The organism is Nocardia sp. 852002-51101_SCH5132738, from assembly GCF_001665695.1.
GTDB classification, from domain to species: Bacteria; Actinomycetota; Actinomycetes; order Mycobacteriales; family Mycobacteriaceae; genus Nocardia; species Nocardia nova.
In genome coordinates, this window is record NZ_LZML01000063.1 from 1 (window position 1) to 1,760 (window position 1,760).

General features: G+C 55.8%; 1 protein-coding gene and 2 pseudogenes. 2 read left to right on the top strand and 1 reads right to left on the bottom strand.

The annotated features are described in order from the left end of the window. Window positions 1-144: pseudogene (locus tag A5789_RS36435) on the top strand (IS256 family transposase); the annotation flags it as partial. Between the two features lie 148 nt (window positions 145-292). After that, a complete protein-coding gene (locus A5789_RS36440; protein ID WP_155525983.1) occupies window positions 293-1,168 on the top strand; it encodes a HEPN domain-containing protein in 876 nt (291 codons plus the stop codon). Here A5789_RS36440 and A5789_RS36445 read toward each other — a convergent pair. After that, window positions 1,165-1,671 (bottom strand): annotated as a pseudogene (locus tag A5789_RS36445) (DUF5753 domain-containing protein); the annotation flags it as partial. The gene A5789_RS36440 and the pseudogene A5789_RS36445 overlap by 4 nt on opposite strands. Window positions 1,672-1,760 lie beyond the last annotated feature (89 nt).

Here is a 1,760-nt window from a genome sequence, read left to right on the forward strand (position 1 = left end):
CTCGTCGGCGCCGTCCTGGCCGAGCAACACGATGAATGGATCGAAGGCCGCCGCTACCTCGGCCTGGACGTGCTGGCCCGCTCCCGCGGCCTCGCCGACCCCACCGACGAACAGGAGGACCCCACCCCCGCACTGACCGCCTGATCGAACAGGATCACGCGGAAATCACCCCGATACACCACCCGCTTGGACTTGACCCGCATTCCGGCACTGCTTCAAAATCGTAAGGGGTAACCATCTCGATATCGAGGCGGAGAAGTACGTACTAGCTGAATCAGATGCGGGTGGGAAGGTGTCCCTGGTATCTACCGTATCCGGAAGGAATATTGGCGAACTATCGGATCTAGCGGTTCACGGCACGGGGTATGGCAGCCTTGACGACGCTGTAGAGGCAGGGCGCCGTTGGAAATTCTATTTGCTAAAGATATTCGCTCGGCAATTCATGGCTGTAGACTTTGGTGAAGATGACTCGGTTGGTTTCCCTGAAAGTCTAATCGTCGATGCCGACACCCCGTATCCCTTCAATGAACTCTGGTCGAAGGGTGATCGCATAGTCAGGGTAAGTGACCAATTGCAGGTTTTTGAATCTGAGCCCCCTCCGAAGTTCGCGCATCTCTCTGCGGGCGCAGTGGTGAAAAGGGGTATGTCCCAGTTCGGCGCAGAGTTGCGCGGTATTCGTGAGTCGGATTCGGTAAATTGGTCCGATAAGCACGAACTAGCTTATCGTCTCGTTCACAATGCATTATGGGATGAGAATCCGGAGGTAAGGTACATTCTCCTCGTAACCGCCGTGGAAGCTCTCCTTGTCGATCGGCCGGTGGAACCGAAGATTGCCGCCGGGTTGGACCGCTTAATAGAGCTAGTTAAGATATGGCCCGATGTCGACCAGCCCGTCATGGATCGGCTCGGTGAACTACTCCGCAACGACAAGAAAGAATCGGTGTCTAAATTGGCGGCGAAGAAAGCCGCGATACTTGAAGGGGAATACGGCGGCATGGACTCTGTGTCGTACTTCAAGAAGGCATACAGCATCCGGAGCAACCTCGTTCATGGCAACGCGAAACGACTCTCTTACGGCGAACTGAGAACACGTGACTCGGAACTGTTGAGATTCGTTTTGGATCTTCTCGATGCCGACGAAGCCGGTAAGGACTCCTCGTCACCTTAGCTCCCTGGTATCTCCTGCGCCCGGCCATCCAGTGCCCGTCTGATCAACAGACGGGCAGCTTCTCCGGTCACAGCCTGCCGCGCCAGCACATCGAACGTCCGGTGATACACCTTAATCTCTCGCGGCTGCGTAATCGCCAGCTCTGCTGTGACACCTTCCACATAAACTATCTTCGTGTCGAACATGACGAACGCGGTTGTAGTCATCTCGAACGGTGCCGTAGCAGGAACGATGCCCAGCGTTACGCGCGGCATCCCCTGAACGGCTAAGAGCCTATCCATTTGGCCGATCATTGTTTGATCATCACCAACGGTGGTGTACAAGGCTTGTTCAGCGATCAGGAAATGAAACAAGTGATCGCGCTGATACAGCACACGTTGTCGTTCGATCCGGGCGGATACACCTTCGTCCAAGTCGTTCGGCACTTGCTGGAACTCGATTACTTTCCGCAGGATTCCCGCCGCATAGTCCGCTGTCTGCAATAGTCCGGGTATCACCGTGGGTTCGTATCCGCGGGGAGTGTCGGATTACCGGTGGATCTGACCCCGGTAGGGGTTAGTTTCCGGTCGGGTTGATCCGGCCTTCGACTTCA